General features: G+C 36.2%; 18 protein-coding genes and 2 pseudogenes. 18 read left to right on the plus strand and 2 right to left on the minus strand.

Going from position 1 to position 20,378, the window contains the following annotated elements:
- The 8 genes from A2F46_RS07045 to A2F46_RS07075 form a co-directional block, all read left to right on the plus strand.
- On the plus strand, positions 1 to 270 hold a 270-nt coding region (locus A2F46_RS07045; RefSeq protein ID WP_231867741.1), incomplete at its 5' end, for a hypothetical protein.
- 142 nt (positions 271 to 412) lie between these two features.
- A complete protein-coding gene (locus A2F46_RS12050; protein ID WP_082783615.1) occupies positions 413 to 595 on the plus strand; it encodes a Com family DNA-binding transcriptional regulator in 183 nt (60 codons plus the stop codon).
- A complete protein-coding gene (locus tag A2F46_RS07050) occupies positions 565 to 1,356 on the plus strand; it encodes a DNA adenine methylase (protein WP_066568556.1) in 792 nt (263 codons plus the stop codon). Before A2F46_RS12050 ends, A2F46_RS07050 begins: the two co-directional genes overlap by 31 nt.
- A gap of 118 nt (positions 1,357 to 1,474) precedes the next feature.
- The gene (locus tag A2F46_RS07055; RefSeq protein ID WP_066568557.1) at positions 1,475 to 2,086 is read left to right on the plus strand and encodes a TnsD family Tn7-like transposition protein; all 612 of its coding nucleotides are present in this window, start codon (positions 1,475 to 1,477) and stop codon (positions 2,084 to 2,086) included.
- Positions 2,070 to 3,671, plus strand: a complete 1,602-nt coding sequence (locus tag A2F46_RS07060; RefSeq protein WP_066568560.1) for a Tn7-like element transposition protein TnsE — start codon at positions 2,070 to 2,072, stop codon at positions 3,669 to 3,671. Before A2F46_RS07055 ends, A2F46_RS07060 begins: the two co-directional genes overlap by 17 nt.
- 96 nt (positions 3,672 to 3,767) lie before the next feature.
- Positions 3,768 to 4,241 carry a hypothetical protein gene (locus A2F46_RS07065; RefSeq protein WP_066568563.1) on the plus strand — a complete coding sequence of 158 codons (474 nt, stop codon included), beginning with the start codon at positions 3,768 to 3,770 and terminating at the stop codon, positions 4,239 to 4,241.
- Between the two features lie 2 nt (positions 4,242 to 4,243).
- Positions 4,244 to 5,488, plus strand: a complete 1,245-nt coding sequence (locus A2F46_RS07070; RefSeq protein ID WP_066568565.1) for an ImmA/IrrE family metallo-endopeptidase — start codon at positions 4,244 to 4,246, stop codon at positions 5,486 to 5,488.
- Positions 5,475 to 6,554, plus strand: coding sequence for a beta family protein (locus tag A2F46_RS07075; RefSeq protein WP_066568568.1), 1,080 nt, complete (start codon positions 5,475 to 5,477; stop codon positions 6,552 to 6,554). The genes A2F46_RS07070 and A2F46_RS07075 overlap by 14 nt, the downstream gene beginning before the upstream one ends.
- Here A2F46_RS07075 and A2F46_RS12315 read toward each other — a convergent pair.
- Positions 6,493 to 7,095: a sce7726 family protein gene (locus tag A2F46_RS12315; protein ID WP_156471594.1), complete on the minus strand. Its 603-nt coding sequence runs from the start codon at positions 7,093 to 7,095 to the stop codon at positions 6,493 to 6,495. The genes A2F46_RS07075 and A2F46_RS12315 overlap by 62 nt on opposite strands.
- 357 nt (positions 7,096 to 7,452) lie before the next feature.
- Here A2F46_RS12315 and A2F46_RS07080 point away from each other — a divergent pair, with 357 nt between their 5' ends.
- The 8 genes and pseudogenes from A2F46_RS07080 to A2F46_RS07110 all read left to right on the plus strand — a co-directional run bounded on the left by A2F46_RS07080 (position 7,453) and on the right by A2F46_RS07110 (position 17,388).
- Entirely contained in the window at positions 7,453 to 8,421 is a 969-nt protein-coding gene (locus A2F46_RS07080; protein ID WP_197457594.1) for a hypothetical protein, read from the plus strand.
- A 13-nt stretch (positions 8,422 to 8,434) separates the two neighbouring features.
- Complete coding sequence (locus tag A2F46_RS12540) at positions 8,435 to 8,803, plus strand: hypothetical protein (protein WP_197457606.1); 369 nt, start codon at positions 8,435 to 8,437, stop codon at positions 8,801 to 8,803.
- A gap of 22 nt (positions 8,804 to 8,825) precedes the next feature.
- Positions 8,826 to 9,230: pseudogene (locus A2F46_RS13435) on the plus strand (Tn7-like element transposition protein TnsE); the annotation flags it as partial.
- 103 nt (positions 9,231 to 9,333) lie between these two features.
- Positions 9,334 to 11,133 (plus strand): P-loop NTPase fold protein, encoded by a 1,800-nt coding sequence (locus A2F46_RS07090; protein WP_066568570.1) that lies wholly within the window; start codon positions 9,334 to 9,336, stop codon positions 11,131 to 11,133.
- Positions 11,134 to 11,147: 14 nt separating this feature from the next.
- Positions 11,148 to 11,909, plus strand: a complete 762-nt coding sequence (locus A2F46_RS07095; protein WP_066568573.1) for a hypothetical protein — start codon at positions 11,148 to 11,150, stop codon at positions 11,907 to 11,909.
- A complete protein-coding gene (qatC, locus tag A2F46_RS07100) occupies positions 11,902 to 13,224 on the plus strand; it encodes a Qat anti-phage system QueC-like protein QatC (RefSeq protein WP_066568574.1) in 1,323 nt (440 codons plus the stop codon). The genes A2F46_RS07095 and qatC overlap by 8 nt, the downstream gene beginning before the upstream one ends.
- A complete protein-coding gene (gene qatD / locus A2F46_RS07105; RefSeq protein ID WP_066568580.1) occupies positions 13,221 to 13,964 on the plus strand; it encodes a Qat anti-phage system TatD family nuclease QatD in 744 nt (247 codons plus the stop codon). Before qatC ends, qatD begins: the two co-directional genes overlap by 4 nt.
- A gap of 397 nt (positions 13,965 to 14,361) precedes the next feature.
- A complete protein-coding gene (locus tag A2F46_RS07110; RefSeq protein ID WP_066568582.1) occupies positions 14,362 to 17,388 on the plus strand; it encodes a TaqI-like C-terminal specificity domain-containing protein in 3,027 nt (1,008 codons plus the stop codon).
- Positions 17,389 to 18,071: 683 nt separating this feature from the next.
- On the opposite strand, the gene A2F46_RS07115 is transcribed toward A2F46_RS07110, so the two are convergent.
- Positions 18,072 to 19,475, minus strand: coding sequence for an MFS transporter (locus A2F46_RS07115; protein ID WP_082783618.1), 1,404 nt, complete (start codon positions 19,473 to 19,475; stop codon positions 18,072 to 18,074).
- Between the two features lie 199 nt (positions 19,476 to 19,674).
- Here A2F46_RS07115 and A2F46_RS13260 point away from each other — a divergent pair.
- Positions 19,675 to 19,812, plus strand: a pseudogene (locus A2F46_RS13260) (helix-turn-helix domain-containing protein); the annotation flags it as partial.
- A gap of 24 nt (positions 19,813 to 19,836) precedes the next feature.
- Complete coding sequence (locus A2F46_RS07120) at positions 19,837 to 20,277, plus strand: hypothetical protein (RefSeq protein ID WP_255358757.1); 441 nt, start codon at positions 19,837 to 19,839, stop codon at positions 20,275 to 20,277.
- Positions 20,278 to 20,378: the final 101 nt, after the last annotated feature.

Here is a 20,378-nt window from a genome sequence, read left to right on the forward strand (position 1 = left end):
ATATTCGTTGATGGACAATGGACGATGACAGCAGAATCGGAAGCACAAAAAGCATCTGAAGAAGCATCAGCAAAACAGCAACAAATCATCGAACTGCTTAATAAAGCGGCTCAAAAAATCAGCGAATATCAAGATTTGATTGATTTTGCCGATTCTGAAGAAGAAACGGCTGCAGGTGAGGCTGGGTACAAAGCGTGGCGTCAATACAGGGCGACACTGTTGAAGTACCAGAAAGGATTGATTACAGATAAGCCAACTGCACCTGAATAGACATAAATAAAGTAAAGACGGCGACGTGCCGGTGTTGGAGCACCGGCACGCCAGCCAAGCAGTTTTGGCCTGCGTTGACTTCAAGGCCGCCACCTCGCGAGGCAGCGGCATTTTATCACGAGCAACTTAGGAAACTGCGAAAATGAAATATCGTTGCAAAAACTGCAATAAGCTATTGGCCATTGGTACAGGCTCTTTAGAAATAAAGTGCCCACGATGTAAATCCATTAATAGCTTTGGCTCTTTAACAACCCAGAATGCCACTGAGCATCGAATTAAGAAGGACAATATCCGATGCCCAGTAATACCAAACCCGCGCCCATAATCCCATGGATGGGCGGAAAACGGCGGCTTGCAAAACATTTGTTGCCATTGTTTCCAGCCCATACTTGTTATGTTGAGCCTTTTGCAGGTGGTGCTGCTTTGTTTTTTATGCGGCCACAACCAGCCAAAGTGGAAGTGCTTAATGATTTGAATGGCCAGCTGGTTAATTTGTATCGTGTCGTACCGCATCATTTTGATGAATTTGTGCGACAGTTTGATTATGCAGTGACCAGTCGCGAGGTGTTTCTCCGGCTTCAAGCTACACCACCCGACATGATGACAGACATTCAACGTGCGGCGCGATTCTATTATCTCCAACACAATGCTTTTGGCGGCAAAACAAAGGATCAGCATTTTGGTACAGCAACGACTGGGCGAGCATTTGACTCCACCGGTATCAGTGCCAAGCTGCAAGTTGCCCGAAAACGACTGGCTGGGGGGTATGTTGAAAACGAATCATGGCAGCAATGTCTCAAACGCTATGACCGACCACATACTTTTTTCTATTGTGACCCACCATACTGGCAGACGGCTGGTTATGACCGGGCATTTGATTGGGCTGAATACCAGCAGTTGGCCGAGGCAATGGCCAACATCAAAGGCAAGATGATGCTTTCAATCAATGATCACCCCGACATTCGGACTTTGTTTGCAGGTTTCTGGCAGCGGCGCTTAGAACTGGTCTACACGATACCGAGCGATCCAAAATATCGGAATAGCAGCGGTGAGTTGGTGATTTGTAATTACACGCCAAACGATTGATAAGGAAAAAGCGACGCTATCGTCGCTTTTGGTGTCTGTTGCAGTTGCATCTGGTGGTGTGGATTTGCAACGCTGTTACACTGTATGAAATAAAATCAAAAAGCGTTTATTGCACAAAGTGCGCAGCATTTTTCGCGCGCGGCTTCAACCTAATGAAGATACCCTAGATATAATTAAACGTGAACAATATAGAGAACAATGGCAACAGTTAGTTCTAGAAAATGGTATTAAAGTAAGTCGTTCTATACGAAATGGAGGCGCTATCTATGCATCGTTGTATCGCTATGATTATCAGTGGCTCCAGAGCTTTAACTCAGAACATCAAATAATCCAACAAGCACCTGAAACCCGTGTGGAATGGCCTCAACGAGATCGGGTGTACGTAAAACTATTACTACGAATTTTACATCAATCTAAAGATGATCTAAGTACTCCGAGACATTCTGCAAACTGGTATCTTATGCAATTACCGCAGCATTCAACAATAGAACATAATCTTAACAAGCTCCCATTAGTTAAACAGTTTTTAATGAAATATGTTGAAAGCATCACTGAATATCAACTACGAAGAGTCTGTGTAGCTGTTGAATCATTATCGTTAGATAATCAACAATTACACTTATGGCGAGTCTTTCGTTTAGCGGGACTCAGTAAAGAAAGAATAACTCCTGATGCAGCAAAAATTTTAAAACTATCTGGAATTTTTAAAACTGATGACAGCAAGAATTAATCAATTCGATCATAATGTAACCGTGTCACATATTGGCGGACTTTTTAAAGGCTCAAGATCTCAAATATGGAGTATCAACCTTCAATGTTCACCAAAACAGGAAAAAAAATTTACCAATTTCAGTAATGCGGCCATGCTAATCAGAGGTAAAAAGCTAAACTGTAGTGAACGACAATTATCCCAACCAAACCTAGTGATTACATTGTCTAATGAAAATACCCTTACACCATCATGCTTAAAATATTTTGATGAATTAACGACTGATTCAAACCTTGCGTATTTTGAGGGAATACAAACCAGCTTTATCATCGAGAGACCAGATCAAGCCACAATTCATCTTCCTCAATTTGAGTTAGCTCGCACGCTTTTCCTTATTAACTCTTATTTTTGTAGGGCAAGCCTCTCTACAACCACAATCCAACATGAGTTTGAGGTTATTCAGAATGAAGATGGAAACTTAATTGTCTTTCTAGAAAATAATACAATGCCTTTAAAGTTGGTTAACCAAAAAGGGACCCAATGCCTACTTGCTTGGTTACTACTTGATTCAAATGCAAAACAATCATTTGAAAGCATCTGCCGTTACCTTAACACTCAGCTCAAGAATGAGAATGGATGGAAAAAATGGATTTTCCAGTTTGATCCACCACCAATGATTGGTTGGACATTACATTTTCGAGGAAGGTATAACACATCACAAGAGGCTTTTCTTGTAGAAGAAATTGTTGGCATCGAAATCGATTCTAACATTCCAACAAACATTACTTTTTCACACCCATCTTTCATACAAATCAAGACTCAAGGACAGCAATCTGAACAAGGCTACAAGCCAGAATATAGTGACTCTCTAAACCCTAGTATTGATGATGATGCAACAGCTTCAATAAGGCAAGGAATTCGAGTTCTAAATGGTAATGAATCCTGGGTAAGTTTCATTAAACCATTAGAAATAAATAAGAAAGGCAAAACCAAAATTACTAGACAGAAAGCAGAAGATGGTAGTGATGACAATGAGTCTGGTTCAGGATATTTAGTCAGTACAGACGAAGCAAATTATGCAGGTGATTTACCTGCTGCCGATGTCGGTGGCAAAAAGGACTATACAAATTACGATCAGAAGTATGCTCAACGCTATAATAATTTCAACTCAATGATTGAAATACTCCAGTCTGGACATCAATGTACGCTTTATGAATCCGTAACCCATGAGCTTATGAAAGTAGGACGTTCAGAATGTCATAAGCTTGCTAACAATAAACTACGAACAATTAAATTTGTACATCTTGCTCAAAGGGGAAAAGATTTTCTACTTATTGAACTAGATACCGCTGATGGCATTAAGAGTATTTCGACTAAATTGATTCATCTGACAACCGATGATTGGAAAGTTTATTTAGATGATATTAAAAAACATCTTGTCGCAAAATCATTGTCCTGGCCTAATGTTCTGTTCAATGATGTGTTTGGCATACATTCTCATACCCATATTGTCCATCCAAGGTTTGCAACTCAAGGAAGCGATTCTTCAGAATCAGTTAACAATTGGGCTGTAAGGATTATGAATGGGTTGAAGGACTTGATCTAAACCAAAGGAAATTATCAACTTATAAGACTATTTCACAAGAAAAAACATTTTACTTTTGCTATAATTTATTGGTCAAACAATCAAATACTAAGAATTATGTTACCTAATTTTCAACCACTGAGTGGGGCGCCATGGCAAATTTTGCCTCCAGGTGAGCACATCGCAACCCTACAAGAAATCGAACAAAGATTAGCATTTAACTCTCATAGACTTAACTTGTTTAATGGGCTTGTTTCCGCTGCTAGTTTATTAGCTCAGTCAGGATGTAAATATTTATATCTTGATGGTAGCTATGTAACAGAAAAGGATATGCCAGGTGATTTCGATGCATGTTGGAGTATTGAACAGGTTGATTTTTCTCTAGTCGATCCAATTTTTTTAGATTTGAGTAATGGAACTACCGCACAAAAAGCACGTTTCGGTGGAGAACTTTTTCCCAATCGTACTGAAAGAGCATCTGGTAAATTATTTAAAGATTTTTTTAAGAATGAAAAACATACAAATCAACAAAAAGGGATTATTGTAATAGATCTTCAAACTGAATTTTCCTTACCAAATCAAGGAGTATAAAAATGATTTTAAACTCTTTTGAATTAAGTCTAACAGAACAAAAAATTAAACAGATACAAGCCACAATAGCTGATGTAGAGAAAGACACATCTGTAGATTCCTTTCTATTAAAATTAGAATTAGATTCTTTAAATGTATTTTTAAATGAATTGATTGAAGAGCGAGATGAATTCTTAGAAATTAGCCAAAATTTTAAACACAAGATCCCTGTAAAGAAAGAAGTCCTAAAATATCCAGAAAATCTAGTTTATATCAGAATAGCTAATGATATCTCTCAAGAAGATATAGCTTCACTTTTAAATGTTAGTATTGAGGAGGTAAAAAGACAGGAAGATTACCTCTATAGACATTTAGATTCTATTTCTTTATTGAGAATAAATGACTTTTTAGAAGAAAAAATATCGAATAGTTTAACTGTACATACGTCTCCAATTAATTGGAATAAATTTCCAATTAAAGAAATGCTAAAACGCAAATGGTTACTATCAGGCAATATTGATCCAATAAGTGCAATCAAAGCACGGTTTACAGATCTTTTTGGTAACGAGCAATATGAATTAGCATTACATAGAAAGTTTCACTTTAATGGAAATTCTCCCAATGAATACTCATTGCTTGCATGGCAGATTCAGGTTCTCAGTAAAGCGAAAGAGATAACAAAGCAAATAAAGATTCCAAAATTTAATAAAGATTCATCTTGGCTAAATCAGTTAGTTAGAATTTCTACTCATTCTAGTGGACCTCTAGAAGCTCAAGAATTTCTTTTATCAAAAGGAATCATACTAATTGTAGAACCGCATTTACCATCTACATATCTTGATGGCGCTGCAATGCTTTTGCCAAACACCTCAATTCCTGTAATAGGACTCACATTAAGACAAGATCGCCTAGATAATTTTTGGTTTGTTCTTTTCCATGAATTAGGGCATATTTTTCTTCATCTGAATGCGGAACGCACCTCTATAGTTGATGAAGACGTTGGTATAGCTACAGATGAGGTTGAGATTGAAGCTGACAACTTTGCTCTTAACAACCTAATTCCTTCAGAACAATGGGATATGTGTATGTGTAGGTTCTATATCAATGAAGATACCTTAAATGAAGATGCTAGAAATCTAAATATTCATCCAAGCATTATTGCTGGTAGATTAAGAAAAGAAAATAATAATTATCAAATATTTAATGAGAAAATTGGACTAAAGCAAGTACGAAAACTATTTTGGGGTGATGAATATGATTTTGAGTAACCATTATGTTCCTTTCTTAAAGTGGCGACAAAGTGAATACCAAGCATTGTTTAAACTCAAAAAAGAGATTAAAGATCTTATTACCCCTTATATAATCATGCCACCAATCGAATATGATTTTGAAGAAAAGCGGTTAAAGAAAACTATTCAAGAACACATTGAGCCTATGCCAAAACGCCTTAAAGATAAATGGGGAGCTAGACTCGCTCTTCTAGACTTTCATGACAGTATCGAGCAAGGGATCATGGATAATGGGGAAAATGTTATAAAATATGTCTATACAAAAGCCCTAGCTATGGGGTGTAAACTAATTCCCGTTATCTCATTCCAGAAGTCCACTTGGTATTTAACAGAAATTAAATCAATTATTAGCTCTCAGAATTGTGGTATTGCTTTAAGACTTTTTTTAGAAGATTTGGATAAGCCGACTTTAAATAGTGAAATTGATCAAATATTGAAGATGTTTGATTTGAACATAAATGAGATTGATTTGATTATTGATTTAAAAGTACCAGATAAGTTTGAACCATACCCTCTGTTCTCTAACCTCATCTTCATGAAAATTAATAAGATAAACAACCTCAAAAGTTATCGTTCTTTTATTATAGCTGCTCATTCATTGAATTTAAGAGAAATTAAACAACCAGGTGGATTATTTACTCGTCATGAATGGATGCTATATCCTTATTTTATAAATAAATTCAAAGATAAATTGCCAACTTTTGGCGATTACACAACTGATAATATAGAATTTCTACCTCCTATGGATATGCGGAAGGTCAACCCATCAGCAAAATTAATTTATACACTACCTCAACATTGGTATGTCTTAAAAGCTAAAGCATTTAGAGGAAATGAGATCCAAATGGTCTCTCTCTGTGCAAATGTTATTGGCCTACCAGGCTACAAAGGAGTTCCTTTTTCTGATGGGGATAAACGAATTCATGATACTGCAAACGGTAACGCAAATTTTGGAAACTTAGGAACGTGGAAGCAAGTGGCAATCAATCATCATATGACAAAGGTTGTTTATCAGCTCTCCAGTTACCACGCTTCAATAATTTAGTTTTAATTTCCAAACCTAATTCTTGGACAGTCATAACTTGATTCAATTGCTTATACAGTTCTTTTCTAGTTTTATATTCAAGTCTCTCTGTAACACCATATTGATATAGCAGATCAATAGCCTCTGACTTCCATAAAATATGAGCTAAACTAAAAAAATCTACATTTGGATTAGGTTTAGCTCTCCTCATCGAGCGAAAGCTTACACCTCCTCTAGGACCTTTTGTCACTAAAATAAGTCCACACCATTCGGGGGTAGAAACCATTACATCTTTGAAATGGTTTTCAGCTACAACAAAAGTAACTTTTTGCAAGCTTTTTGAATATTGTGATAACTGATTTTGCAATCTAAGCAGATTATCTTTAGAGCTTTTAATTTCATAACCATGAATACAGTTATCAAATACTGCGATGTCTACTCGATTTCGACCATGCTCTAAAGGTAACTCATCAACGACTAAATGATCGTCTTTAACGTAGTATTGCTTTTGCAATCTACTATGTAAAGCATGACGAATATCTTGATCATTTGTTGCATTCATTTTCTTTAAAGTATCTAAACTTCACTTATGTTTAATGATGTATTATACAATGTAGTAAACTTAGACGGTAGGAAGACTGCTGATTTTTGTGAATAGTTAACAACTATTTTGTAATTTATTTTTTAATAAGAAAGATTACCCATAATATAGTTAAGAACTATTTTGTGATTTTAGCGGATAAAAATTAACTTAAACCATTGATTTTTATCCGCCACCAGTTAACAACTATTTTGTCTGACCATAGGCTACTGTATGAGAGTAATAAAGTATCATACTACTCAATAAAGTTTCATACTAAATTGCTCAAAAAATCCACATACGTTATGCTTTACAATAGCATAGATATGTGGATTTTTTATGGCTAATTTAAAAAATGCTCAGAATCATGAATTCAAAATTCATAAGAATTCAGGTGGTGCTGAAAAAATGCTGAACTTCTTTGTCACCTTAATCAATGTTGTAGGTTTGCCCGTGGTTATGGTCGGCACACCTAAAGCCAAATTTATATTCGATGGTGATCTGCGTTCAGCACGTCGTGGGGCTGGTTTCGGGGCTGTTATATGGGAACCTATGAAGAACACTCCCCCATTATCAAATACTACGACTAGAACAGAATGGATGGCTTTCACCAATGCACTTTGGAAATATCAATGGCTCACCCATAAAGAACAACTGAGTGAAGAAATTCGAGACTGTTGGTATGAACTCTCTCAAGGCGTACTGGATATAGTCGTCAAACTTTTTGTTTTGGCTCAATGCCGAGCGATCATGACAGGATTAGAAAGAATAACACCTAGTTTGCTTAGACAAGTTTATGAGGATGAACTCAAATTTGTCCATCCTATGATAGAAGCACTTAAGTCTGGAGATCCTAATCGCATCGCACTCTATTCTGACTTAACTATTCCATATGTCGATAAAACCTTACTTTTACTTCAGAAAAAAATAGAAGAAGAACAAGAAAAAGTTGAACAATATAATGGAAATGTACATGCACAAAGATTGCATAACCTACTTATTGCCACTGGATATCCAGAATCTAAAGTAATCTCTACGATCAAAAAAGCCTTTGCCGACTTCCCCCATCTTAATATGCAAGAACTCATGCCTATCGTTTCGAATTGGCTCACTGAAGTTGAGACAGATAAAGAAACTAGGCCTGAAAAAACTAATCTCAAAAAAATAAAACAACGTGAATGGATGAGCTTACCGTCAGATGATTTAAGGTTTAAGTTTTCTCAAAAGCAAAAATCTCAAAATTTTTATGACATTCTTCAATCAAGTGATTTAATTTTTAATACTCAAACTTGGGTGCAATCAATGTGATAGTAGAATTAATATGTTGAATTTCCCTACACCATATCCCAATGAGTTAATTTACAGCACGATTGCAAGAGCTGGAATTCATCATGCTATTACAAGCCCTAAGCAATTACTTGAAGATGATGTTCAAATCATTGATGTTGTACCGACACACTTCGACTTCCTAGAGGCCATTGAAACAAGGAAAACTTCTAAAAAAACTAGGCATAGAAATCATGGTACAAAAGATCAAGACTTACCATCCACTAATGCGACATCGGAAGTTAGCACCAACGAACCTATTTCTGAGGGTACTATCTCCCCTCTGCTGAATTCAATGGTGTTGAAGATAAAACTGAAGTTCTTCATGTGTATCTTGACCGTTTCTCTGCATTTCAACAAATGATTGATTTTTTTGCAAAGAAAAATCAGTTAAAAATTTTAGCTTTCAACTTCACAAATTACCTAACATTCAAGGCCACTCCAAACATATAAAGACTGATGGTAATCCTAGATGTATCGCAGAAGTCAGTTTTCAATTTAATGGGCAAAATATTGTGATCTTAGAAGTAGATATTTCTGACAATAAGAAACCTCTCTCAACTCGTGTTTTATCGATTAAAGACTTAAATCAATGGAATCATTCTGATCGAGCAAAAGTACTTGAGCTTATTGTTACTCAATGCTTACGTTGGCCAAAAGGAATCTTTAAGCATATTTGCTATAAAAATAATACGTTAAACCATCCTAAAATAAACTCCAACAATCAAGAAACTCCTGATCACGAACTACAAGGATGGGCACATCGTTTATCAAATACGCTCATTAGATAGATAACAATGAAATATATCGAATAAACAATATATTTAATGAAAACTATCTTAAATTATAAATTTCATATAAATTCTTTAAAAATATAACTTTTGGGTCCAATTTATGTGGTCGGATATAGAATCTAAAATAGACTTTTTAAACTATTCTGAAGCATCAGAAATTATTATTAATGTTCTTCAAAATCCGCAAATGTTACCTATTTCAATAGGCGTATTTGGATCATGGGGTACTGGCAAATCTACGATCTTAAATCTTATTCAAAACAATTTAGAACGTATTGAAAACCATGATGATTATATAATTATTAGATTTGATGCTTGGTTATATCAGGGTTTTGATGACGCTAGGGCTTCACTATTAGAGGTCATTAATACTGAAATTTCAAAATTGGTCAAACAAGATGAAAAATTATACGAAAAAGCATTAAGTATCGGAAAAAGAATTAATAAGTTGCGTGCTCTAGGTTGGGCTGCCGAAGGTACGGCTTTAGCTTTTGGCGTTCCTACATTTGGTTTACTTTCAAAAGCCATTGATTCTATTGGTAACGGTATCAATGGCAATGCTAGTGAAGAAGATGCAACTCACATTACTGAAGTTATTAGTAAAGGACAAGAAAGCTTAAAAGATATTCTTAACGAAGAAAAAAGTACCGCACCTAAGGAAATAACAGCCTTAAAAAATGAATTTGAAGAATTATTGGAATCATTGAATAAAAAAGTAATTGTCTTTGTTGATAATTTAGATCGATGTCTTCCAAAGCAAACCATTGAGACCCTTGAATCATTACGACTATTTTTATTCATGAAAAACACAGCTTTTGTGATAGCAGCTGACGAAGAAATGGTGAGATTCGCTGTTAAAGATCATTTTAATGGGATTGATGAAAGACATATAACTGACTATCTAGATAAACTTATTCAGTTTCCTGTAAAAGTACCTCGTATTAGTACAAGAGAAGTGCGAGCTTATTTATTCTTATTGTATGCATCTATCCATGAAAATTATGCAACAGAAACAGCAAAGCTAGAAAATCTTCGAAATGAATTGGAGTCGAATCTGAGGCTTTCTTGGAAAGATGATCCAATTAAGGTTAAAGATGCTCTTGCCTTATTAGATGAACAGGCAGTTAATACACTTAATCTCTCTAACAACTTTTATGTCTCTGACCGTATAGCACATCTTCTAGCTGAGAATAAATACATTGAGGGTAATCCACGAATTGTAAAAAGAATGCTTAATGTCATTAGTATGCGTCAAATGATTGCTAGCGCTAGAAAAATGCCTAACGATATTGGGTTAATCACCAAAATGGCTTTATTTGAAAGATGTTGTAATTCAAAAAGTGTCTCTCTTTTATACAATACAATTAACAGTTCATCAGATGGTAAACCTAAAATATTAGAAGAATTAGAAGAATTAACAAATGATATAGATACATTTAAAAACAAATTACCGAAGGAATGGGAAGAGCATCATGTTTTCTTATTTAGTTGGTTTAGCCTAGAACCAAAGCTAAAAGGTGTAAACCTTAGACCTTTAGTATACTTAAGCAAAGAGACTGTACCTTTAAGAACTATAACAAAAGGCTTATCTAGTGATGGTGAAGCTGCATTAAAAACTTTATTGAAAGTTACGCATTCTTCTTCTAAAGCAGCAATTCAAGCTATTAGGAATATTCCAATAGGTGAAGAGTCATTAGTGATGAATCTAATATTAGATGAATTAAATAAACATACTCATTGGGAGGCAAAACCAAATGGTTTCATAGGCGCATTTTTATTAGCTAGAGAACTAGAAGACACTAGACCTCAGTTTATACATTTCATGAACACGGTCATGGTGGAAAAAACTCCATGGTTTAGCCTATTGATAAGTAAAGAAAAATGGTTTCCAAAAAATTAAGGGAGATATAAATCATGGGAACATCAACCTCAAGTAAAGGGCCAGGTAGTAAATCACCATTAGTGCCTTCATGGGCTGACAATGATGGTCAAGGCCCAGGTAACAATCAATTAGAGCAACGTTTCAGAGGTTTTAGAGCTACCTTAGGACAAGCTGTTTCAATTGGCGGAGGAAGTACGGATACTCTAAAAAAAGCCCTTGGCCATTATGCCAAGAGTGCCACTGGTGGTAAATCTAACGGGGCAAGAAGATTTAGCTCTATGATAAGTGGTGGCGGCACTTTATTTGATACTTTAAGGTCATTGCAATCAGGTACAGACACTAATTCCCTAAATATTTCAGATTTACAGGGACAACCTGTAGATGTGGTAATTGATAAAATTATTGAGTCTATCATCGATGTCAATGGAGATTCAGAGCGTATTAGAGCTGCTATGAATGAAGCTCTAGCAGAGGCTTTAGATGGATTATCGACATTTGATTTTTCAAAAATTACTGATGATATTATCGTGGATATGATGATTAATTACCTGACCCAATGTATTTTCGAACAAATTATTTTAGATTCTAAAACAGCATTTGATAAAGCTGATACACCAGAAAAAGTAGAAATGATCGAATCCAGCTTATTGGAATTAATAAAGACATCAGTAGATTTGAATTTTGGAAGTCATTTGGAAAATATCAATACACTTTCCAAACAAGACATTGAAACAATACAAAAAAATGCTATCCAAGATATTTGGGGTGAATGGGAGGATCACTTAAATGATTGAGCTCTATTTTGATACAGACAACACTCAGTTACCTCCTTTATCAGACAGTTTGATTCCTATTCACTTATATGGCTCGCCGGCAAAAAATGGGGAATATGCAAGTATTGGTCGCCCTTTACTAAATGAAATAAGAAGGATCAAAGAAGATTTAGATGAAACAGCGCTAGATTTCCTGACTATAGCTATGGCCATTACTGCAGCTGATACGTTTGTTGAAAGAAATAAGCAGGCTGAAGATGGATGGTGCCGAGAATTTAGGCTTTCAATTCCTCTAATAAATCCTATTATATGGCTTCAAGAAATTGGTTTATTGTCAGAAATTATGCACTTTTTGAGTGGTGACTTATGGCATTTTGAATTTAGGGCGGGGAATTTTGATTGGCCAACTAAAATAAAACGTGGTCGTAAAATACCTCTAGCGGGGCATGACTCTGCATGCCTTTTCTCTGGTGGATTAGATAGTGCTATCGGAATTATTGATCTAACTTCTAAAAATATTCATCCAGTACTCATTAGTCATGCTTATGCTAGAGATAAGTCTAAACAGGATAATCTATATAACTTATTAGGTTTGAGAAATTCGAAATTTCAAGTTATTGCATATCCAAGAAAGGCTGGTGATATTCCAACTGACGTACAAATGAGGACTAGAAGCTTTAATTTCATAGCTTTCGGCGCATTAATCAGTACTGCAATCAGCCAACATCATCAAGCAGGTAAAGTAACAACCTTATATGTGCCAGAAAATGGCTTGATCTCTATTAATCCACCTCTTACTCCGCGTCGAATTGGTTCATTGAGTACTAGAACAACCCATCCCCATTATATGAAGCTATTAAACGAATTGTTTAAGCGAGTGCATTTACCCGTATTTGTTGAAAATCCTTACCAATTTTTGACAAAAGGTGAGATGATGAAAAATTGCTCAAACAAGGCAGTTTTGATGCAAATCGCCAAAGATACAGTGTCTTGTGGTAAATGGAAAAGAACAGGGATTCAGTGCGGAAAGTGTGTTCCGTGTATAATAAGAAGAGCATCGTTCCATTCAGCTTCTATACCTGACCAAACAGTAGATTATGTTTATAAACAATTGGATTTAGTAGTAAAGGATCCAGATAATCGTGATGACCTTATGTCAATGATTCTAGCTATTAGAAAATTGAAAAAGGTAAGAAATCCTAAAATTTGGATATCTAAGTCAGGAGCATTACCTACTGATTTACATGTCAGAAATCAAATTCTAGATACGGTGGTTCGAGGATTTAAAGAAGTTGAAGACTATTTAAAGTCGCAATCTTTAGGTGTTAATATTTGATCTACCCCTACATTGATTTTCATTGCCATTTAGATTTATATGATGACCCACATGCTGTAGCAAAAGCATGTGGAGATTCTAAAAGCTATATATTATCGGTAACAACAACGCCTAAAGCGTGGTATGGTACGGATGAACTAGCTCGTCATAGTAAAAGAATTAAAACAGCATTGGGTTTACACCCGCAAATAGCTCATGAGCGCTATAAGGAGCTTGAGCTGTTTGATTCACTAGTTAATCAAACTAGATATATTGGTGAAATTGGACTAGATGGCTCCCCTAGTTTTCGAAATCATTGGGAAATGCAGAAAAAGGTTTTCTCACACATATTAAAAAAAACTAATAGCGGATCAGCTAAAATTTTAACGATACATAGCCTCAGAGCAACAAAGCCCGTCATAGAACTCCTAAGTGAAAATTTTGATAACGGTATACCAGTACTGCATTGGTTTACAGGTAATCTTTCTGAGTTAAGAGAGGCCTTGAAAGCTGGATGCTGGTTTTCAATAAATGAGCGAATGCTAAAAACAGAAAAGGGACGGCAGCTAGTCAAGCACATTCCTAAAAATATGATTTTAACTGAAACGGATGGGCCATTTATTGTGAATTCTAATATTCCTTTATTACCAGGCCAGGTTCAACCTGCTCTTAATAAGCTTGCAGCTTTATGGGAAGTAAATCCTGATGAAGCTGCTGCTCAAATTCATGAAAATTTCAAACATTTATTAACAAATACATAACTATGATTTGCATTTAAATAGAAATTTATTAAATTGTATGTGGTAGCAAATCTTGTCGATTTATATCTAAAGCCCTAGCTATTTCATAGATTTTTTCCAAAGTAGGATTCACCTCCCCCCCCTTTCAGCCCTCCTTAAATAACTTCGACCCCAGTATGGGATAGATTGTTTGAACTTGTGAAGCTGTATACTGAATCAATCATGCCTACTGAAGTTTTACAGGGGCTGCAGTTTATGAATTTGGTAGGGTATTTTTGATATTTTTTAAAACATAATCATGTAAAGTGTTAATGTTAAAATTATGACATATAGAATATAGTCTTGTTAACCTTAGATGTTCTCAAACAAAATAATCTAAAAAATTTTAATATTTCCCTCTGTTGCAGGAGTTGGTTGCATGTCATTATTTCAATCTATTATTGTAAAAAAATATCTTAACAATCTCAATAAAGAGGAAGTGGATCAAGTATGGGATAAATTTCATTCCCACTTCCAAGACAACGACATACAAGACAACATTAAAAAAAGCAAAGAAGAGCAATATCAGGAAGGATTTTTACGAGACTTATTTGTCAATATATTCAACTATGTTTTGAATCCAACTGCAGGATTTAATTTAACTACCGAACTTAAAAATATTAAAGGTTCTAAAAAGTGCGATGGTGCCATACTCAAAGACTCCAAAGCTCTTGCTGTAATTGAATTAAAAGGCATGGATACTACTGACCTTGCTAGTATCGAAGATCAGGCTTTTGGCTACAAAAATAATCATCCAACTTGCCGCTATGTGATGACTTCTAACTTTCAAAAACTACGATTTTATATTGATAACGCTGTAGAATTTATAGAGTTCGACTTGTTCAAAATAACCAGAGAAGACTTTAATTTTCTATTTCTACTACTAAAATCCGATAATTTACTGGCTGATTTACCACTTAAAATTAAAAGTGAGAGTATTAGTCAGGAAGAGAAAATCACCAAGCAACTTTATCAAGACTACTCAACTTTTAGACAATTGCTATTCAAAGATTTGGTTGAAAAAAATCCTCAATACAATTCACTCACATTATTCCAAAAATCTCAAAAATTACTAGATCGCTTATTGTTTATCTTTTTTGCTGAAGATAGCGGTCTACTTGCTGCTAACACAGCTCGTACTATGCTAAAAGAATGGGAACATCTTAAAGATTTAAAAATGCCGATTAGCGTATACGACCAATTAAAACGCTATTTTAATTTTTTGAATACAGGATACAAAGACAATATTAGCGAAATTTTTGCGTATAACGGCGGCTTATTTAAGCCGGATGATGTATTAGACAATGTCAAAATATCTGATGATGTACTTAAGCCGCATATTAGTAAACTTGCTGACTATGATTTTTCGAGTGAAGTTGATGTCAATATTTTAGGACGTATCTTTGAAAATAGTTTGACTGAAATTGACGAAATCAAAGCCAAATTAAACGGTGATAAACTCGATAAATCACAATCTAAACGTAAAAAAGATGGAGTATTTTACACACCCAAATATATTACAAATTATATTGTACAAAATACAATAGGCAAATTGTGTAGCGATAAAAAAGCAGAAATTGGCATTCTAGACGCCGACTATATTATGGATAAAAAACGTCAAAAGAAAACTCAAGAGGCTTTGCTGCAAAAACTAAAAGACTATCGTGAGTGGTTACTTGCTATCACCATTTGCGACCCTGCATGTGGATCAGGGGCATTTCTCAATGAAGCCTTAAATTTCTTAATGACGGAACATGCTTATTTAGATGAATTAGAAAGTAAATTATTTGGCGGTGGCTTGGTATTCCAAGAGGTACGAAATCACATTTTGGAAAATAACTTGTTTGGGGTAGATATTAATCAAGAATCTGTTGAAATAGCTAAATTATCACTTTGGTTACGTACAGCAGAGCCACATCGAAAGCTATCGAATTTGAATGAAAATTTAAAATGTGGCAATTCTTTAATTGATGAAGCTTCTGTAGCTGGAGATAAAGCTTTTGATTGGAAATATGAGTTCCCAAATGTGTTTAAGAATGGTGGGTTTGATGTAATCATAGGTAACCCACCTTATGGCGCAAAAATAGATATTAAACAACTAAGCCACTTACAAAAAAAATATGAGGGAAGTGGGTTAAATAAAATCTTTTCAGATACTTATGTTTTATTTTATATTTTAGGATTAAATCATCTTATAAAAGATGAAGGATTATTAGGTTATATTGCACCCAATACTTGGCGTACAGTAATAAATGGTAATGATTTTAGGCAGTATTTACTAAAGAATTTCTCTATACATAAAATAGTGCAACATACTGAAAAAGTATTTACAGATGCCACAGTTGATGTCGATACAATAATTATAAAAAATTCCATCTCAGAAAATAACGATATTTCAGTTATTATTGGTTCATTAAAAGGTGATTATAAAGTTAATAATGTAAATCAATCTGAATTGTTAGATCAGGCGTTTATAAACTTATCTTTAAGTGACTACCATATAAAAATTAAGAAAAAAATAGAGAATCAATCTTATTTGGTTAAAGATTTACTTCTTGTAAAAAATGGTACAAAACCTTATGAAAAAGGTAAGGGACAACCTGCGCAAACAGCGGAAACATTAAAAACAAAACCTTTTACATCCGAAATAAAAATTGATGACAGCTTTTCTCCATTAATTGGCGGAAGTAATTTCAATCGCTATGTTATTTTATGGAATAATGACAATTGGATAAAATATGGAGAATGGCTAGCAGCACCCAGAGATAAGGCTATTTTTAATGCACCTGAAAAATTAATATTTAGACAAACCTCTGACAAGCTTGTAGGTGTATTTGTAGATTCTACATTTATTATGCGGGATAATACGCATATCATTTTATCTAAGCAAAATTCTCAAATTAACTTGAAATTCGCGTTAGCTTTATTAAATTCTAAATTAGCTAATTTTTATTATCAAGTTATTAATCCTGAAAAAGGCGAAGCTCTAGCTCAAGTAAAAGCTTTTCATTTAGAAAACTTGCCAATTAAAAAAATTCCTTTAATAAAACAAGAAAATTTTATAATCAAAGTTGATGAAATTTTATATTTTAATCAAGAACTAAAAAAGCTTAATAATAAATTTTTACGAATGCTAGAACGCAAATTTAACCTTACTGAATCATCAAAGAATCTGCAAGGTTGGCGAAATCTGACCTATTCTGAATTAATTAAAGAATTAGGTAAAAAGAAAATCAAACTCTCACTTGCTGATGAAGCAGAATGGGAAGATTATTTTTTAGCCGAGCAGCAGAACGCTCAAAGCTTACAAGCTCAAATTATCCAAACTGATAAAGAAATCGACAATATGGTTTATCAGCTTTATGGTCTCACTGATGATGAAATCAAAATTATTGAGTCGTATTAATAACTTTTATCTACTGGTAAAGAAATAAAAAACGCCACCTAATTGGTGGCGTTTCTAATTGATATTCGATCCTAATTTAGACCAAAATCCTCACCTCCATATCCTCATCAGGCATGGGCTAATTGATACCTTCATCATCAATCGTAAATTCATTATAGAGAACCTCAGACCGTTAATTTGGGGTTCTTTGCTATCTTTGCATAATTATTTTAAATATTTATCCTATTTAATCAAATCCTCAACACGCCCTAGTGTTAAATAACTCAAGATATGAGTAATAGTTCACGTACACATCTAGTGCAATGAGAATGATGCGCACATCTATATGAGAATGGGGGCTCACTTAAATGATAATCTACACTTATAGACTTTCCAGAATTAAAAAATGAAATACTACGAAGAAAAAATCAATTACTTCAAGATATTGATAAACTGAAAAGCTTACACTGACTTTCTAACATCACTGATATAGTATGGAAATAGACTCGACAGCCCTAAAGTTGCATTTCAGTATGAAACTTTATTACTCGATAAAAAGTAAAAGTAGAAGAAATAATAAAGGTGAGTATGAAACTTTATTTTTTCTTCCATTGATTGCTTAGTCGAAATATCAATGAGATACAGCACATCCAGTATGAAACTTTATTACTCTCATACAGCTACCTTTATGGTAGCCGTTTTAATCACCGCAGTACTATTTGGCTGCAATTAGGCCCGCAAGATAAACCAATGCGGCTGCCTGAAACCAGTAAAACCATCATTAACAGCCCAAACACCATCGCTACAGCCAACAAAGAGCCCAGAGGCAGCATTACCGAATACAAGGCACCGGCAACACTCGTTCCCAGCGCAAAACATGCTTGTTGTATCGTGGTCAGCGCACTACTGGCAGCACTCGCCTGCTGAGTACGCACATGTGACAATACCATTCTGAATGATGAAGACACCATCAAGGCGTTACCCACACCCACCAGAGCCATGGAGGCACTTAAATCCCAAATCGCCGTGGCCGTACCTTGTTGCCAAAACACCAACCAAATGCTGGCCATGCCCAATGCACTCAACAAGGCACCAATGGCCAGAAGTTTAGACAAGCGCACCAAACTGGCCAATCGCTTGCTGAGTAAAGACGTTACAAAAAACAAAATCCCCAGCACCAAAAAAGCATTCCCCGATTGCGCAGGCGTGTAATGCAATACACTTTGCAAAAATAAGGCCGTCACAAATAAATAACCCGAATAAATAAAAGTGACCGTCATCTCCCCCAAAAAACCCATGCGTACAATTTTTTGCTGAAAGAGTGAAGGCGGCAATAAAGGCTGATTCTGTTGTTGTTCTTGATAACGTTCACAGCGCCACAAGCCCCATGCCAGAGGGGCTACGGCAACCAAAAACCACAACAATGATGGCCAATGTTCACCCAATACCACAGGAATCAACAAGCTCAATAACGTTGCGGCCAACCAAATTATGCCACCCACATCCATGGGGATATATTCGAGCGCCCGGGTTTCCGGAATGAGCTTGCTACCAAACACCAAAATTACCAGACACACGGGGATATTGATAAAAAAGGCGATGCGCCAACCCAAACCGCCTAAATCCGCTGAAACCAGCCAACCGCCCAAAACTTGGCCAATCACAAAAGACAATCCAGCGGCGGCAGTATAGATGCCCACTGCTTTGCTGTGCCGCTCCCCACTTAATGTAGCATGGATAATAGTGAGTATTTGTGGCATCAACAGCGCACCAAATATACCTTGCCCAAACCGGCCCAGCAGCATCGGCACAATACTGTGCGCCAAACCACAGCCAGTTGAAGCCAAAGCAAAGCCCACAATACCCAACATGAATATTTTCTTGCGACCATAGCGATCACCCAGTCGGGCACCGGTGGCCATCAAAACAGAAAAACTCAAACCATAAACGGCCACAATCAAAATCAATCCGGTTTCATTGGTATGCAATGATGGGCGCATGGCTGCCAGCGCCACATTCACAATTGAAAAATCCACTTGTGGCAACAATTGCCCCGCAATGAGGAGTAATAGAGCCCAAGAGGAGAGTGTTTTGGATTCGGTAATCATGTTTTCCCTGACGAAATCACTGTAATGGTCGCCATTATGCGCGTATATTAAACGTGTACAAGAAATCAGTTAAACACGTATAATTTCTACGGGGATGAGTGATGAACACCAACAATTCGGTTCTTTTGGGCGATTTTTTGCGCCGTAAGCGGGAAAATCTGCGACCAGAAATGGTTGGACTGCCAACCGCCAAACGCAAGCGCACGCCGGGCTGCGCCGGGAGGATGTGGCCGATTTGGCCGGCATCAGCACTGTTTGGTACAGCAAAATTGAGCGCGGTAAAGTACTGGGTGTATCGCCATCGGTATTAACAGCTCTAAGCCAAGTGCTGCAACTCAATGATTTGGAGCAGCGCTATTTAATGTCATTGGCCAACCATGCTGAATCTTTGCCAAAACGCGCATGCCAGCATGCTTCACCGCACACCATTAAGCTGCTGACCTTACTCAATCCACTACCCGTGCTGCTAAAAAATCAATATGCAGATATTATTGATTGCAATGAAAGCTTCAATCAATTGTGTGGTTTCCACATCCCATCATTGCCGCCCGAAGAACGCAATTATATCTACCTGATATTGGCACACCCTCAATTTCAACAATGCTTTCTGGCCACCGCTGTTGATGAACGCTTGGCTCAGATAACGCAAATGGCGAGCCACCTGCGTGGCACCAATGCAGCACAACCCAATGACCCTATCTTAACCGCACACATCCGCCGCTTTCAGGCATATCCCCTGAGTTCGCTCATGCTTGGCAAGCCAATCAAGTTAGCCACCCTGACCCTTTGGCACACACGCTGATGCATGCGAAACTTGGCGCGATGTCATTCCAAAAACAAATGCTGTGCGCCAGCGGAGGGGATAACAGTGCCCAATTCAGCATTTACCACCCTCAGCTCGAG

The organism is Snodgrassella sp. CFCC 13594 (genome assembly GCF_001590725.1).
Taxonomy (GTDB): domain Bacteria; phylum Pseudomonadota; class Gammaproteobacteria; order Burkholderiales; family Neisseriaceae; genus Snodgrassella.